At 43.8% G+C, this 14,426-nt stretch carries 17 protein-coding genes; 12 read left to right on the top strand and 5 right to left on the bottom strand.

Annotated elements, in window-relative coordinates:
- Nucleotides 1–131: 131 nt before the first annotated feature.
- The 5 genes from C7R91_RS22795 (at nt 132) to C7R91_RS22775 (ending at nt 3,109) form a co-directional block, all read left to right on the top strand.
- Entirely contained in the window at nt 132–590 is a 459-nt protein-coding gene (locus C7R91_RS22795) for a GreA/GreB family elongation factor (protein WP_047068594.1), read from the top strand.
- Between the two features lie 117 nt (nt 591–707).
- Complete coding sequence (locus C7R91_RS22790; protein ID WP_047067259.1) at nt 708–977, top strand: hypothetical protein; 270 nt, start codon at nt 708–710, stop codon at nt 975–977.
- A gap of 93 nt (nt 978–1,070) precedes the next feature.
- Nucleotides 1,071–1,541: a hypothetical protein gene (locus tag C7R91_RS22785; protein WP_047067257.1), complete on the top strand. Its 471-nt coding sequence runs from the start codon at nt 1,071–1,073 to the stop codon at nt 1,539–1,541.
- 7 nt (nt 1,542–1,548) lie between these two features.
- Nucleotides 1,549–2,856, top strand: a complete 1,308-nt coding sequence (locus C7R91_RS22780) for a hypothetical protein (protein ID WP_047067256.1) — start codon at nt 1,549–1,551, stop codon at nt 2,854–2,856.
- Nucleotides 2,857–2,920: 64 nt separating this feature from the next.
- Nucleotides 2,921–3,109: an alpha/beta-type small acid-soluble spore protein gene (locus C7R91_RS22775; RefSeq protein ID WP_007729278.1), complete on the top strand. Its 189-nt coding sequence runs from the start codon at nt 2,921–2,923 to the stop codon at nt 3,107–3,109.
- 63 nt (nt 3,110–3,172) lie between these two features.
- Here C7R91_RS22775 and C7R91_RS22770 read toward each other — a convergent pair whose 3' ends face one another.
- Nucleotides 3,173–3,895, bottom strand: coding sequence for an EAL domain-containing protein (locus tag C7R91_RS22770; RefSeq protein WP_047067254.1), 723 nt, complete (start codon nt 3,893–3,895; stop codon nt 3,173–3,175).
- A 224-nt stretch (nt 3,896–4,119) separates the two neighbouring features.
- On the opposite strand from C7R91_RS22770, the gene C7R91_RS22765 reads away from it, so the two are divergent.
- The 6 genes from C7R91_RS22765 (at nt 4,120) to C7R91_RS22740 (ending at nt 9,239) form a co-directional block, all read left to right on the top strand.
- On the top strand, nt 4,120–4,734 hold the full coding sequence (locus tag C7R91_RS22765) for a superoxide dismutase (RefSeq protein WP_047067253.1): 615 nt from the start codon (nt 4,120–4,122) through the stop codon (nt 4,732–4,734).
- Between the two features lie 13 nt (nt 4,735–4,747).
- Entirely contained in the window at nt 4,748–5,407 is a 660-nt protein-coding gene (locus C7R91_RS22760; RefSeq protein ID WP_047067252.1) for a helix-turn-helix transcriptional regulator, read from the top strand.
- Nucleotides 5,408–5,561: 154 nt separating this feature from the next.
- A complete protein-coding gene (locus C7R91_RS22755; RefSeq protein ID WP_047068593.1) occupies nt 5,562–6,440 on the top strand; it encodes a hypothetical protein in 879 nt (292 codons plus the stop codon).
- 98 nt (nt 6,441–6,538) lie between these two features.
- Entirely contained in the window at nt 6,539–7,315 is a 777-nt protein-coding gene (locus tag C7R91_RS22750) for a CsxC family protein (protein ID WP_047067251.1), read from the top strand.
- Nucleotides 7,316–7,598: 283 nt separating this feature from the next.
- Entirely contained in the window at nt 7,599–8,798 is a 1,200-nt protein-coding gene (locus C7R91_RS22745) for an MFS transporter (RefSeq protein WP_047067250.1), read from the top strand.
- 75 nt (nt 8,799–8,873) lie between these two features.
- Nucleotides 8,874–9,239 carry a MerR family transcriptional regulator gene (locus C7R91_RS22740; protein WP_047067248.1) on the top strand — a complete coding sequence of 122 codons (366 nt, stop codon included), beginning with the start codon at nt 8,874–8,876 and terminating at the stop codon, nt 9,237–9,239.
- Nucleotides 9,240–9,286: 47 nt separating this feature from the next.
- On the opposite strand, the gene C7R91_RS22735 is transcribed toward C7R91_RS22740, so the two are convergent.
- Together C7R91_RS22735 and C7R91_RS22730 are read right to left on the bottom strand one after the other, a co-directional pair.
- Nucleotides 9,287–10,045, bottom strand: a complete 759-nt coding sequence (locus C7R91_RS22735) for an SDR family oxidoreductase (RefSeq protein ID WP_047067247.1) — start codon at nt 10,043–10,045, stop codon at nt 9,287–9,289.
- A gap of 384 nt (nt 10,046–10,429) precedes the next feature.
- Entirely contained in the window at nt 10,430–11,290 is an 861-nt protein-coding gene (locus C7R91_RS22730) for a LysR family transcriptional regulator (protein WP_047068592.1), read from the bottom strand.
- Nucleotides 11,291–11,414: 124 nt separating this feature from the next.
- Here C7R91_RS22730 and C7R91_RS22725 point away from each other — a divergent pair, with 124 nt between their 5' ends.
- Complete coding sequence (locus tag C7R91_RS22725; RefSeq protein WP_047067246.1) at nt 11,415–12,155, top strand: SDR family NAD(P)-dependent oxidoreductase; 741 nt, start codon at nt 11,415–11,417, stop codon at nt 12,153–12,155.
- Between the two features lie 237 nt (nt 12,156–12,392).
- Here C7R91_RS22725 and C7R91_RS22720 read toward each other — a convergent pair whose 3' ends face one another.
- Nucleotides 12,393–13,094 carry a LutC/YkgG family protein gene (locus C7R91_RS22720; RefSeq protein ID WP_047067245.1) on the bottom strand — a complete coding sequence of 234 codons (702 nt, stop codon included), beginning with the start codon at nt 13,092–13,094 and terminating at the stop codon, nt 12,393–12,395.
- Nucleotides 13,081–14,426, bottom strand: a 1,346-nt coding sequence (locus tag C7R91_RS22715; RefSeq protein ID WP_106786230.1) for a LutB/LldF family L-lactate oxidation iron-sulfur protein, incomplete at its 5' end; no start/stop codon positions are given. The genes C7R91_RS22720 and C7R91_RS22715, both read right to left, overlap by 14 nt.

Raw genomic sequence — 14,426 nt, 5'->3', positions numbered from 1 at the left:
TCATTTTGAAATTATTGATACAATGATGAGAGTCCCTTCGGGGGCTATTTTTTTAAGGAGGGTTTTTCCGATGAAGAACATTACGTTCATCAAACATGTTTATGAAAAGCAACTGGGGGGTGAAATCTACTATGAACCCTAGTATTTTGAATGGCACCAGAAATCATCTGATCAACCAGCTAGTCTTTTTTGACGAGCAGTATTCTCTCTTTTACGATCAATATGTACGCAATTATGGGAAAGAAAAGCAAGCCATCGATGAGATTGTCGAGCGTTACAAGCAAACACTTGAAAGCCTTCTGGCAAAAGAAGACAGTGCACTCTTTCAATCGCTTAAAGCAATTACGTTATTAGGCAGCAGTGTAAAAGTACTATTTGAAGAAGATCAATTTGAGGAGTCATTTACGGTGGTTTATCCCACAGACATTGACCCGGATAACAACAGAATTTCATTCTTATCGCCCATAGGCAGGCAGCTACTGCTAGCGGCTCCACACGATTCTGTTGTGCTGGAAAGTCCGGTTGGCAGGCAACAGGTGCAGGTTCGGGAGATAAGCTTTACATATATGGGGGGATTCTCGTCACCTTAGGAATCTACCCATTGCATCAATTACATGAGAAGGCACTAACACGGAGTTAGTGTCTTTTTTTGTGCATTCTAGGTAAAATGCAAGAAAAGGAAGCTGTGTGTACAGGAGGGAAAGACGATGAAAATCATTGCCTGCCTAACATGTGAGCAAGACGTGCAATGGGATATGAAACGCCTGCAAAAGCTAGAGGATCGGTGGGTGATGGCTTGCGAAAAATGCGGTGACCTGTTTTTCAGCTTGTCAGAAGAAGAAAAGGAAATGATTCTTGAAGGCATTCGATTGACGGAAGCGTATGTACCGGATATCATTCATGCCTATCATAATGAGGATGTAAAGAATCTCCCTTCCAGGGTTGGGTTCGAGAAACATGGAAAAATGGGTCCATAGACACTAGTAATTTGTTGGTGTCTTTTTTTATTTATTCAGGTAAAATTTAGTCGGATGATATTTCTGAAAAATAGAGTGAAAAGAAGGGATTTCATGATTGTTTTTGGGATGATAATTTGCATTTGGTTGTTATCTCTCTGGCTGCAGCCGATCCTACAACCTTATGTGGAGGGTTTTCTGCTCTTTTTTTATGGGGAGAGATATGAAGCGTACATTCCTTATGAAATGACAGCCTTACATTATGTGGTGAATGCCATGACACTTGGTTTCATCCTTGGACTGCCACTTGAAATCAAATACAAAAGAGCAAAATCAAAAGGGCTTAAAAAGCTCAAGTTTTTTGAAAGCCTCGAGTCCGAGAACATCCTGTTTATTCTTTCCCTTGCACGTGATCAGCAGGGCTATGTGACGGCAGCGGATATCGCGTCCCAATCTGCTCTTACGATACAAAAAGCCCAAAATATTCTAATTAAGCTTCAAAAAGACGGTTTTGCTGACCTAAGTGTAACCGAGAAGGGTGACATTCTCTATTATTTCGCGGGCTTTACTGAAGGTGAGGAATGAGGGGCGAATGAATAAATTTTTAGGTAGCTTGGTGATTCTTTTTGTTATTGGCGTTTTTCTCATACTTGGCTTGTTTATCGGTTATTTTATCATTGATGGCATTTATCAAATCTTAGACAACACAATCTTCTTAGCAATTTTCATGAGTCTCATTTCCATTGGCTACGCGCTCTTTTACATGGAAGGAAAAAGGCTGGCAAAAAGGCAAATGCAACGAACACAGCAAGCCGTTGCAATGACGGTCGCCAATCGTAATCTTGGAGTCGTCACTGTTGCATCGTTTGCTCTGGAGTCACAGTTGCCGCTAACGCAGTGTGAGCAAATTCTGAAAGAGATGGAACAACGAAAGGTTCTGAGGACGTCCTCCTTACCTGGCAAGATGGCCGTCTATCATTTGGATGATCACGTATACGGACAAATGCCTTATGAAAGTGACGACAACGAGGAGGCTGATGATGAGGAAACACAAGAGCTCGAACGAACGCAGCGCATACGCAAAAAAAGAATCGTTCGTGGTGTATTACTTACAGTTATTGGCACATTGATTATGATCTCCGAAGAACAGATCTTACTAAACCAGAGTGAGTATCTCTATGCTGCAATTACTGCACTCATCTTTCTCGTTTTTATCGGACGTTACCTATTGTCCTCCCATCGAAAGGCGGATCAACGCCATTCGGAACACGATGTTTTGACGTATGTCATGGATAATGAAGGGGAACTCAATCCGAAAGAGATTCCTTATTATACGCATGAAAGCTATCAATCGATGGAGCCCATGATCGATAAATGGCACAAAAGAAATTACTGCTCGATTACGCATCAAGAAGACGGGGGAATCATCTATCTCTTTCCGAATTATACGGATGAGTCGGAAGTGTGCGAATATGACGAAGAGTATGATCCGATCCCTGCATGGATCGATAAAAGGTCGAAATTTCTGCTGTTTAGCTGTTTAGCATTTGTCTTCAGCTATGTAGGCGGCTATGCCCTAGTACATTGGAACAGCCTTATCTTCATTCTCGCTTGTACCATCATAGGGGGGATCTACGGTTATTTTGCCTTCTCACAAAAACCGGAGCTAGAGAGAATCGAGCGAATTGCACTGCAAGTAGCTACGAAGAAGGGCGGTGCTTTAGCTGTTTACGAGTTGGCTTACAATGCCAGGATCACCATGGATGAGGCAGCAATGTTATTAGAAAAATGGGAGCAAACGAACATTGCGAGAAAAGTGTATTCGGAGGAAGGCGCGCCAGTTTACGTGGTGAGTGGTGTCGTTTCCAAAGAACAAAGACTACGGTCGGAGCATGTTTGAATACACTCCCATAATCTGCACATACTACCATCACTCAATCAATGACAACCAGAGGTGAACAGCAATGGCACGTTCGAATTCCTTGGTGTATGGACAAGCTCGTGCAGCATTAGACCAATTAAAGTACGAGATCGCTGCTGAATTTGGAGTCGAGTTGGGCGCAGATACGTCGGCACGTCAAAATGGCTCTGTCGGCGGAGAGATGACGAAGCGTTTGGTACAATACGCTGAACAGCAAATGTTTCGTCTGTAATCCCTCCTTGTGAGGATTTCGGAACAATATGTGGCTCATGCACGAGAGACGATGAGAAAGTTTTCATCGTCTTTTTTGTGTTGCTTGAAGTGGTTCCGGGTGCCCCAGCAAAAATCCCTGACCAACAGGTACCCCAAGCGCCAAAGCGACAGCTAAGTCCTCTGGCTCTTCGATTCCTTCCAGTACAAGCTGCGTATGATCTTGGCAGTATTGGACGAAAAGCGAGACGAGCTTTTGTTTATTCGGTATGGAGGACAATTGCTTGCCGAAGTACCTGTCGAGCTTAACGATATCTGGTTCATACTCCACGATCTTTTTTAAAGAAGCGGCACCAGAGCCGACATCATCTAATGCAATCAGGAATCCATGCTGACGCAGCTCACGTATTTTTTGCCCCAACAATCTTATCTCCCACATCTTGTCTTCTTCATTGGCCTCGTTAATTTCCAAGACAATTCGTCGGTTCCACGATCCAAACAAGCCCTCCGTAATAAACGATAGGAAGGCAGGGTTCAACAACGTCGAAGGAAACACATTGATGAACAAAAGCGGGGCTTGATCGTAAAAAGTCACCCTCGTAAAGTATGATTCCATTGCTTTTTTCATCGACAGTGTATCCAATTCATATAAGTATCCTTCTGCACGAGCCTTTCGAAAAAGGGCTTCTGGTGTACGGTGTGCAGCTGAGCGAAGAAGTGCTTCATACCCGAAAAATTGTCCTGTCGTCAAATGCACCAGGGGCTGAAAAACAGGATATGGAGGTTCCTTTTGCAATACGACGTTCATGGAATCATATTCCTTCCTACACCAAAGATTTGACTTAAAGAAAAATTGTTTCCTTTAGGAAAGATAAGTTGTCGATATTTTACAACAGAGCGGTATGGTTTGCAATGCAAGTTTCCTACATAACTATATTTTGCATTAAGGAAACAAATTTGTATATGTACAAAATATTTTTCATCTTGTAAACTAGGCTTGTAACCGACAATCAAGATTGGAGGAGATTGGAAATGGAAGCCTTTACGTTACCGGAACTGCCATATCGCTATGATGAGCTGGAACCTTATCTGGATGCGAGAACGATGGAAATTCATCACGGAAAGCATCATGCTACGTATATAGCCAACTTAAACAAGGCTTTAGAAAACTACTCGCAGTTCAGGAATGCTTCAGTCGAAGAACTAATCAATAACTTGGAGGATATCCCGGAAGACATCCGCATGGCTGTTCGAAATCATGGAGGCGGGCATTATGGACACAGCTTGTATTGGTCGATCATGAGTCCGACTGGCGGCGGGAAACCAACAGGGGATATTGCGAAAGGGATCGAGAAGTATTTCGGAAGTTTTGAGCAAATGAAGGATGAATTGACAAAAGCGGCTGTCAGTCGTTTCGGATCAGGATGGGGATGGCTCGTAGTCAACGGAGACAAGTTGGAAGTGATGAGCACGCCCAATCAGGATACTCCTTTTATGGAAAAGAAAACGCCCATATTGGTCGTAGATGTGTGGGAGCATGCATATTACTTGCAGTACCAAAATAAACGCCCTGATTTTGTCTCGTCGTGGTGGAATGTGGTCAATTGGGAGGAAGTCAATCGTTTGTATAACGAAGCAATCCGTTGAGGCAGGTCCAACAATGAACAGACATGCGGTCTATTTTCAGGAACAGGAAAAACGGCGTGAAATTTTGATGTTGCTTAAGAAGCGCCGTTCGGTCGATGTTCAGGAGCTGTCAAAGCATCTCGGCATAACAAAAGTCGCGGTGCGTAAGCATTTAGATGTTTTGCATAAAGAGCGGTATATCGAGTCTCGAATCGTTCGTAAGCGAACAGGCAGACCAGCCTATGTGTATCATTTGACGAATACTGCGGAATTTTTATTTCCACGTCACTACAGCGATTTGGCTACAGAGATGGTGGCGAGCATTCAGGAGTTGTATGGGGAAGCTTTTGTCGATCAACTATTTGAGAAGCGGATGGCACGGTCGTTACAAAACTATCGGGAGGTAATGAGAGGACAAGGTTTTGACCAGCGAGTGAAAACGTTGGCGAGCATACAAAATGAAGAAGGATACATGCCTCATTTGGAAAAAATCAGGGATGGTTTGTATACGCTTGAAGAAGCAAATTGTCCTCTCCTACAAGTAGCCATTCGCTTTCGCCAAGCATGTCAATGCGAGCTCTCCTTGTTTGAGTCGCTAGTAGACGCGCATGTAGAGCGTACATCGTGTATGACGGAAGGACAAGTGAAATGCCGTTACCTGATAAAAGAAAAGCTGAGCAATGAAGAAACGTAGTGAGCGAGACATCCGTTACATAGGCGGATGTCTTTTTGTAATGCATAATTTTGGCAAGGCGGGGCAACTGCGGAAGACGAATTGTTTACCGAAAGGGCAAGTGTCTATACAACCAGACGGGCGATCACGTATGGATAAAGAGAGGTGTATTTTGATGGAAGGGAGTGAGGACATGCCAAACGACAAGAAAAATCCTAAGACTAGAAGACCAATCCTTAACCAGCGAGGCTCCTTGAAAAAGTCAAGTGCATCTCTCCCGCTCCTCTTTGTCGCACCGAAGGAACAGATGCAGCCTCAGACAGGTGCCATGGATAAGCAGAAAATGTATCGCTCCAAGAAACCTAAGGCCAAGCGAAACGACGTACCTCCACCTCCGGTCAATCAGACAGCTACCGAACAAGTCTCCCCGCATCCCACTACCACCCCCACCCCTATGGATGCCAAGGAACATACGCAAGATAACAACAGTGCCCAGCATGAACCCATTCAAGCAAAAGTAGTCTACGTGGAACGGGCGAGTCAATCGTTCATGCAGGTTGCTTTCCTAGAAGAAATTTGGGACGTAGAGTGGGTCCATTCCTTACGTGTGCCCTGGAAGCTTGAGTGGAAAGAGGTGGAATGCCAAAGTAAGATTGATGTCCAGCACGTTCGGCACGATGATAGCAAAAAGATCGTCTGGCTGTCAGGTGAGTTGGAAATCAAGGGTTTGGGGGTCACTGTTCATTCGGAAAAATTAGAGCATGAGACGATTCGCATTCCATTTACCTCGACAGTATTACGACCATCCTTACCGCAGATAAATGTAGGAACAAGTGCACTTGCCCTCACAGCACCAGCTTGTCCGACGAATAGATGGGTAGAGACGGGAGAATGGCAAATCAACATCATGGCAGATCCGCTCACCCATTCCCAATCGGAATGGAAAGAGTTCAGTGGGTTGGCAACCATTAGCGGTCGTGTATGGTGGTATCGGAAGCAGCTGGTTCCCGTTCCGCCTCCATACATAGCGAAAAAGGTAAACAGTCTTTTCTAGAAAAAAGGGCAAATAACGCTTGGCATCAGCCAAATCCATATTGAGTCTAGTCCATATAATATAAAGAGAGTAGGTTGGTGATAAAGGAGAGAGTAAAGATGGGTATACATGGCGAAGGCTGTAATTGTGGCCAAACTCAAGTTACGCAAAATAGCTGCACGGTGGAAAACGCCCGTGTGTTTGGAATGGCTTCAACCGAAACCACTTTTCCTAAAACGATTAAAGTACCTGTAACGTTGGCAGAAACGGCTGTTGTCGTATGTGTGGAGGCTAATGTTCATTTGGAGAGGCCTGCACTTGAGATCATTCGGGTATTGAAGAGTGTCATTCTGGAGCAATGTGAGCTGGTTCCCACATTCAACCCGTTGTCTGCAAAGTTGTTCGTCAGTGGTTTTATTCGCAAAAATATCGAGTACACCACAGTCGATCAAGTCACAGGAACTGCTGTATGCGGTGATGTACGACATACAACGGCGCTGATACCATTTGATTTCTGTACGGATTTGACCTTTCCGGCTACGGGACCGACTTTGCAACTGGCACCAGATTTCGAGTCACACGGAGAATATTTGAATAAATCAGGTCATGCGGCAAAGATTAACGTAGGTTTGTTCGGCAACCGAAAATTTTACAACGAGAGACCGTATTGTGAGCTGGTATTCACGGAATTCACCGAATTAGACATCGGTTTGGAAAGTAAGCGGTGCAAAGACACAACCAAAACTTTCTCGACCGTCCGTGAAAAAATCGTTCTGCGTCTTGGTCTAAAAGTTTTGCAGGATCAACAAGTTCCTATTCCAACGACACCTCCACCGACACCACCTCCAAAACCGACATTTCCGCCACCGATATGTCCACCTAAGAAAAAATGGTAGTTCGAAAAAGAACATGGATGAGACACTACAGGGATACTGGGTGTCTCTTTTTTTCATATGGAAGTCATCGGTTTCGCGTAAACGCGGTAAAGACGAAACACGGACGGCAACTTTTCACGGACTTGGATACGCTGTAATAGCATGCGGAAAAGATTTAATCAAGCACAGTGACAAACAAAATCCGTTTCGGGGCATAAACTCTCCGTTCTTAGGTAGTAGCGATCACGCATTTCTCTTACGATTTTGATAAAAAGCGTGCGCTATGGAAGGAGAAGGATGTGCGATGTTTCGAATCCGTTTTAGTATATTTTTGAGTGTATTTGTCGCGATGGTGGGCTTGATGATTATTGCCCCTGTAATGCCGCCGCTTATCCGTGAATTAGGCCTCAGTGAAATTCACTCTGGCATCATTATTTCACTCGGTTCAATTGCAATGGCTGTGATGGCGCCTGTCTGGGGGCGGTTAAGTGATCTAAAGGGAAGGAAAGCGGTCATTGTCATTGGTTTCCTCGGAATGTTTGTGAGCTATGTTTTGTTCACAGCGACCATGTATGCAGGATTATCGCAGGTACTAAGTGGCGGGCTTCTCGTTGTATTGCTCATTGTGGCACGGGGATTGATCGGTATGTTTATCCCGGCGGTTCCATCTGCCGCGCAGGCGTATATAGCGGATATCACGAGCGAAAATGGCAGAGCGGCAGGAATGGCCTTAATCGGTGCAGCCAATGGGATGGGTCTTGTTCTGGGACCAGCGATTGCTGCAGCCTTTGCGCTGATCGGTCTGATTTGGCCGTTATACATTGGTGCACTGTTGCCGCTTGTCGCATTAGGCATCGTATGCTTCTTGATTCCGGCTCAAAAACCCATTATTCACGAAAAACCTCCCAAGGTGAATCCTTTTCAAAAGGGTCTCCCCTTATATTTGTTTGCCGGTTTGGCAACGATGCTCAGCATTATCACCTTACAAGTCGTTGGAGGGTTTTATTTTCAGGATCAGTTGTCTTTGACAACGAAGGAAACCGCCAGAATGTTATCAGTAGGTCTTATGATTTCTGGTGTAGCGATGATTGTCACACAAGGACTGCAAATGAAAAATCCAAAATGGCAACCGAGATCGCTCATTCTTTTCGGGGCGGTGCTCTTAATTATCAGCTTGTCTCTCTTTCTTTTCTTCATCAATGTGATCATCTATTACGCGGCCTTTTTCTTGTTTGGTGTAGGAGCTGGGCTCATGATGCCAGGTTTTATGGCAGGGGCTTCCCTTGCTGTTGATCGTGAACAGCAAGGAGGCGTTGCGGGGCTTGTGGCATCGGTCCAAGGAATATCCGCTGTCATCGCACCGATTCTCAGCACAAGTCTTTACCAACTGAATAAGTATCTGCCTTTTGCCGTAGTAGCATTATTTGTGATGCTGATGGGAGCAACATTGCTTTTCGTCAAAAGCAGGTCAAAAATCAGCGAAAATACAAGGATCGATTCGTAATCAAATCGATATGGATACCCTGACATTTTGGCATATAATTGGGATAGCAATCTCATACGAGGAGGACCTTTCTGCGTGAAAATAAGCGAATTATCCCAATTAACCAATGTCAGTACCCGGTCAATCCGCCATTATGAAGAAAAGGGCTTGCTACAGGCAGAACGACTGGAAAATGATTACCGTTATTTCAATGAGTCGGCAGTCAACCGTGTCAAGATGATTCAACTGTATTTGAAGCTGGGCTTAACAGCAGATGAAATCAGAACGGTGTTCAGAGGGGAAGTGGAATCTCCCGACGATTACGAATATTGCGAGGAAATGCTGGCGATTTATGAACAAAAACTCAGCAAAGTCAATGAACAGATTGGGGCACTCCAAGAGTGGAAGAAAACGTTGGAGAGGCAAATATCCATTACACGTGGAAAAAAGGCTACGAGCTAGTTCATAGTCACGGCCCCGAAGCAATCAGCTGCTCCGGGGCCGTCTTTTTACAAGGAATGCAGGTTTTGACCGATGCCACCATCCACAGTTAGCCTCGCACCAGTCGTAAAGGTAGCGTCAAAGGCGAGGAATAGAACAGCTTTGGCCACTTCTTCTGATGATCCATGACGTTTCATTGGTGTAACCTTGTCGCCAACCTCCTGGAAGGTAACGCGTTCTGCATCCGTGAAACCGGGAACTCCCATAGATGGCGTATCTATGAAACCGGGACTAACGACATTGACGCGAACACCCTTGTCTAGCAGCTCCACCGCAAACCCGGAGGCCAAGGAACGCAATGCCGCTTTGGATGCGCTGTATACGCTCATGCCGGGGTAGCCGCCTTCATCTGCTACGGAAGATGTAAAAACAATCGAACCTCCCTCATGAATAAGTGGAGCCAAGCGCTGGACGGTGAAAAATGCCCCTTTCGTATTTACCCCAAAAACCCGATCGTAGGTCTCTTCAGTGACTTCCAGAAACGGTTCCAGAATGGAAGTGCCTGCATTCACATGGAGCAAATCGATCTTGCCTAAATGCTTCTCAACATAGTCTCCGAATGCTTGCACATCCTTCATGCTCGATACATCAGACACTACAACATGTGCCCGTTCTCCCAGCTCACGTTTTGCTTCCTCGGCATTTTTCGGATTGCGACCAGAGACAATGACCTCGGCACCGCCCGCCAGCAATGCTTTTGCCACAGCCAAGCCCATACCATGTGTACCTCCAGTTACGACAGCTTTTTTCCCTGTATAGTTGTTCATTTTGTTCCTCCTTGAGTGAATGAGATCGCTTTCTGAATGTAGTCTAAACGTTCACGCTAATGTGAAAGTCAAGGGCTTATGGAGGAAAAAGAGGGGTTCACCTCTCCAAAATTTAAATAGTCGGTATGCCGGAAAGAAAACTGTTGTGAAATTTTAGAAAAGGAGTGTATGGAATTTAAAACAGAAGCTTCACGAAGGGAGAGGGAGATTAATACTAAAAGTATATGTTGCAGCTCCTTAGAATCAATCAGCAGAATGTAGAGCGGTGGCTAAACAGCAGCTGGTTCACAAGTTTATCAATAAAAACATGGGAACGTACTAATCATATTAGTAAATGGGGTTTTAACGGGGAGCGTACCTGTGTCTAAAGTCGATTGAATCTGCTTAATCTTCAATAATCGCGTCCTTTAACTTTAAAAACTGTATAAATTTTTTCAGACCTTGTGGTTGCTGTTTTCTATGTTTGATTAGAAAATCAATCTTGATTGTTTCAGACAGTTCTTTACATTGAATTAATTGTACTTCTGTTCGATTTTTTGCAACGTCTGCCGGTATTATACTGATACCAAGTCCATCTTGAACTGCTTGCAGAATAGATTCAAGTGAATCAAACTCCATGATAGCCGGATCATAAAAGTTATTCTCCTTGGAAAATTCCAACGTTTTGTTTCTATATATGCAATTTGGATCACTATTAACAATTAACGTTTGTTCATGCTTCTTTTCAAATTGACTATGTTGAGGGAAAACGAGTACGAGTTTCTCAAAATAACTATAAACGGTTTCGAACTGTGGGTAATTATTTGCACCATTTATAAAAATACCGTCAAGTTCTCCATAGGAAAGCATTTCCTGTAACTTTTTCTTATCATGCGTTTTTACTTTTACATCAATATTTTTATGTTCCCTTAAAAAAGAAGAAAATAGCTGAGGAATTCTAACTGCGGAAATCGTTTGGGATGCACCAATTGTTAAAGGTTCCCTCCATTTTTTCGGGTTAATTAATGACTTGGCTTCATCCATTAATTTTATAATTTGATTTGTATAATCGAATAAAACTTTTCCTTCCTCGGTCAATGTTACGCCTCTATTATTACGCATAAATAATCTAGCACCTAGTTCATCTTCTAAACTCTTAATTCGCTGACTGACATTAGGTTGTACATAGCCCAATTTTTCTGCAGCTCTAGATACTGATTGCAGTTCTGCAACATGTTTAAAAATCCACAAGTCATGACTTTCCAAGAATAACATTCCTCTCACAGGTATCATTTAAAATGATACCTTCTTCATTATTCAGTATTATACTCCTCATATTAATAAAAGCATAATAGTACATATCAATTAAACAAAGTAAGGATGATTTAGAATGGAATTAAAAGATAAAGTAGTTATTATAACTGGCGGTGGTACTGGTATTGGTAGAGCAACAGCTTTGAAATTAGCAGCTGCTGGTGCAAAAGTTGTTATTAATTATAGCCGATCGGGAAAAGAAGCTACCGAAGTCGTCAATGAAATTACACAGAAAGGAGGAGCAGCATTTGCTTATAGAGCGAATGTAGCGATTGAAAACGAAGTGATCAATATGGTATCCCAAACTGTTTCAACATTTGGGAAGGTCGATGGTTTAGTAAACAATGCGAGTATTACAGCTCAAATAGCCATGGATGACTTAGACACCGTAACAGATGAAGTGTGGGATTCCCTTCTCAATGTAAATGTAAAAGGGATGTTTCATTGCATAAAAGCTGTTGTCCCTTATATGAAAAAGCAACAATCGGGTGTAATTGTTAATATAGGAAGCGTTGCAGGAACGACCGGAATAGGCTCATCTATCCCATATGCAGCAACAAAATCAGCAATTCACACAATGACAAGGTCGTTAGCTATTGCATTAGCGCCTTATATCAGAGTGAATTGTATATCTCCTGGTGCAGTTGATACAAGGTGGTGGTCTGGTCATGAAGAAAAGATGTATCAACTTACAGGCAATTTACCACTTAAGAGAATTTCAACACCTAATGATATTGCAGAGGCTATTCTTTTTCAACTGACTCAAGAATCTGTTACAGGCCAAGTTTTTACAATCGATAATGGTCAAACACTTTAAACATCTTCTTCAAACAATCGAAGCATGAAAGGATAGTAAAATGAAGATAAATTATTCGTCTCAATGGGGTAGAACGATGTAGACTGAACAGTAAAATCAAAACAGCGGTAGTCTTGGACGAGAAAATAAAGTCCTAGACGTACCACTGCTTTACTGATCATTCGATCCGGTATGTTGGTAATACCCGTTCTGGTAGTTACAAGTACCCTTCTATCGGACATTCATCTGTGATTCCATTTATCCTTTGGTCTCTTCTTCAAGGATAAGTGCGTGAACAATTCCTGGACCATGAACGCCAATGGTTAAGTCGTTCTCAATATCGGCTGAACGGCTGGGACCGGAAATAAAGTGAACGCCCGCAGGCATTTTGCCGTTATTCCATTTGTTGATATCCTGTAGAGCTTCGCCCATACGTGTTTTGATATTTTCAGTTCGAATGACAGCCATAAAAATGGTGGGCAGCAGGCTGAGAGATCGACCTTTTGACGCTGCCGAAGTCATCACGACTGTGCCAGTATGGGCAATAGCAAAATCTGCAATAGAAATCCCAATATCAGCATGCGCTGCTTTACTCAGCAAATCAGATTCTTCCTGTTTCCGCCATATCGTCATCTCTACACCATTAAACGAGCTGTCCTGGTACATGCTTTGAAAAAGGGCGTGGTCTTCGTGAATGATTCGTTTTGCTTCAAAGGTTTGGACTACTTCAGCGATATATGAGCAAAGAGCTTCTGGAGAAGAAAAGCGTTTAGCGACACCACCAAGCATCTCCCAATTTTTAATAAATAGGTCTATTCTTTCATTAGAACTGAGATTGTACATTTTCCAAAAGTCCGGAACACCGCGAACGGGTTGTGGGGGAGGAGAGGTCATCCGGCTTCTGCCTAACCGATTTGCGATCGTGTTGAAGAATTGTGCTTCTTTTTCACTGTGACTCATGTGTGTTCCCCCGTTTTTTCAGGATGTCGGCTAGACGATCTTTCATATCCGGACCCATTTCCTGCAATTCAAACTGAAGTTCAGTGTCAAGCGCTTTCCACGTATCCCGGAAGGAGTGTTGGGCAAGTTTTGGTGCGTAACGATAGGTATTCCAACCTTTTAAAGGTCCGATTTTGGCTGTGATCACTCCACCTTTGACAAAAGGCTTTTGTCCCAGTTGGCTGATTCGCAGAATTCGACGGAACAGTCTGTGGTTGGAAGAAATAAATTTAAAGGCTTTCATTCCCAGTTGTTCCGCTTTCTTTGTCAAAGCTTCTTCCACATTTCGTCTGCGTTGGTAGACGAGCATATCATGCAGCGGTATTTTAACGGGACAGGCCTCATAGCAGGCTCCGCATAGGCTGGATGCATTCGCCAATTCCTTGTCTTCATGCAGGAGAGGAGTCAGTACGGCGCCAATCGGACCACTGTACACCCAACCATACGCATGGCCGCCTACATGTCGATAGACAGGGCAAGCATTTAGACATGCTCCGCAGCGGATGCAGTTTAAAACCTCCTGAAATTCGGGATCTCCCAGCTGCTTTGAACGGCCGTTGTCGATAATTACTACGTGTAACTCCTCTGGTCCGTCGGAGTCATCTGAGCGGCGAGGCCCATTTATCAACGACATGTATACCGTCAGCTTTTGCCCTGTAGCGGCACGCGGCAGCAAGGTAGCCATTACTTCAAGGTCTTCCAAAGAAGGAATGATTCTTTCCATGCCCATGAAGGTGATCTGTGTTTTAGGAACCGTGCTTACCATGCGGGCATTTCCTTCATTGGAAAACAATGCAATGGAGCCTGTTTCCGCGATAGCAAAGTTGCATCCGGTCATCCCAATCTCGGCCTCAAGGAATTTCTCCCGCAGCTTGGATCGGGCAAAGCCTGCCAGAACAGCAGTATCTGCTGGTAAGCGCTTTCCAGCCACGTTTGAAAATAGCTCTGCTACTTGCTCTTTGTTTTTGTGAATAGCAGGAATGATTATATGGGAGGGAGTCTCACCGGCGAGTTGAATAATATATTCTCCCAAGTCCGTTTCCACCACTTCGATTCCATGTTGTTCAAACACTTGATTAATATGCACTTCTTCAGAAAGCATCGATTTTGATTTGACAATGGATCGAGTATGTTTTTCTTTTACGATTTTCATTGTGATTTCTATAGCTTCTTTGGCATCAGAGGCGAAATGTACATGCCCACCTGACGCTCGCACATTATTTACGAACAGCGACAGGTAGTAGTCTAAATGTGCAATTGTATGCAGGCGAATCTGCCGTCCTTGTTCACGCC

This window comes from Brevibacillus formosus (assembly GCF_003013405.1).
GTDB classification, from domain to species: domain Bacteria; phylum Bacillota; class Bacilli; order Brevibacillales; family Brevibacillaceae; genus Brevibacillus; species Brevibacillus formosus.
This window is presented reverse-complemented; position numbering and strand designations above follow the sequence as displayed.

Excerpts from the sequence above, each read along its gene's own strand:
- C7R91_RS22750 (WP_047067251.1), top strand. The coding sequence starts at position 6,539 with ATGGGTATACATGGCGAAGGCTGTAATTGTGGCCAAACTCAAGTTACG.
- C7R91_RS22790 (WP_047067259.1), top strand. The coding sequence starts at position 708 with ATGAAAATCATTGCCTGCCTAACATGTGAGCAAGACGTGCAATGGGAT.
- C7R91_RS22725 (WP_047067246.1), top strand. The coding sequence starts at position 11,415 with ATGGAATTAAAAGATAAAGTAGTTATTATAACTGGCGGTGGTACTGGT.
- C7R91_RS22760 (WP_047067252.1), top strand. The coding sequence starts at position 4,748 with ATGAACAGACATGCGGTCTATTTTCAGGAACAGGAAAAACGGCGTGAA.
- C7R91_RS22720 (WP_047067245.1), bottom strand. The coding sequence starts at position 13,094 with ATGAGTCACAGTGAAAAAGAAGCACAATTCTTCAACACGATCGCAAAT.
- C7R91_RS22785 (WP_047067257.1), top strand. The coding sequence starts at position 1,071 with ATGATTGTTTTTGGGATGATAATTTGCATTTGGTTGTTATCTCTCTGG.
- C7R91_RS22765 (WP_047067253.1), top strand. The coding sequence starts at position 4,120 with ATGGAAGCCTTTACGTTACCGGAACTGCCATATCGCTATGATGAGCTG.
- C7R91_RS22775 (WP_007729278.1), top strand. The coding sequence starts at position 2,921 with ATGGCACGTTCGAATTCCTTGGTGTATGGACAAGCTCGTGCAGCATTA.
- C7R91_RS22755 (WP_047068593.1), top strand. The coding sequence starts at position 5,562 with ATGGAAGGGAGTGAGGACATGCCAAACGACAAGAAAAATCCTAAGACT.
- C7R91_RS22745 (WP_047067250.1), top strand. The coding sequence starts at position 7,599 with ATGTTTCGAATCCGTTTTAGTATATTTTTGAGTGTATTTGTCGCGATG.
- C7R91_RS22770 (WP_047067254.1), bottom strand. The coding sequence starts at position 3,895 with ATGAACGTCGTATTGCAAAAGGAACCTCCATATCCTGTTTTTCAGCCC.
- C7R91_RS22735 (WP_047067247.1), bottom strand. The coding sequence starts at position 10,045 with ATGAACAACTATACAGGGAAAAAAGCTGTCGTAACTGGAGGTACACAT.
- C7R91_RS22780 (WP_047067256.1), top strand. The coding sequence starts at position 1,549 with ATGAATAAATTTTTAGGTAGCTTGGTGATTCTTTTTGTTATTGGCGTT.
- C7R91_RS22795 (WP_047068594.1), top strand. The coding sequence starts at position 132 with ATGAACCCTAGTATTTTGAATGGCACCAGAAATCATCTGATCAACCAG.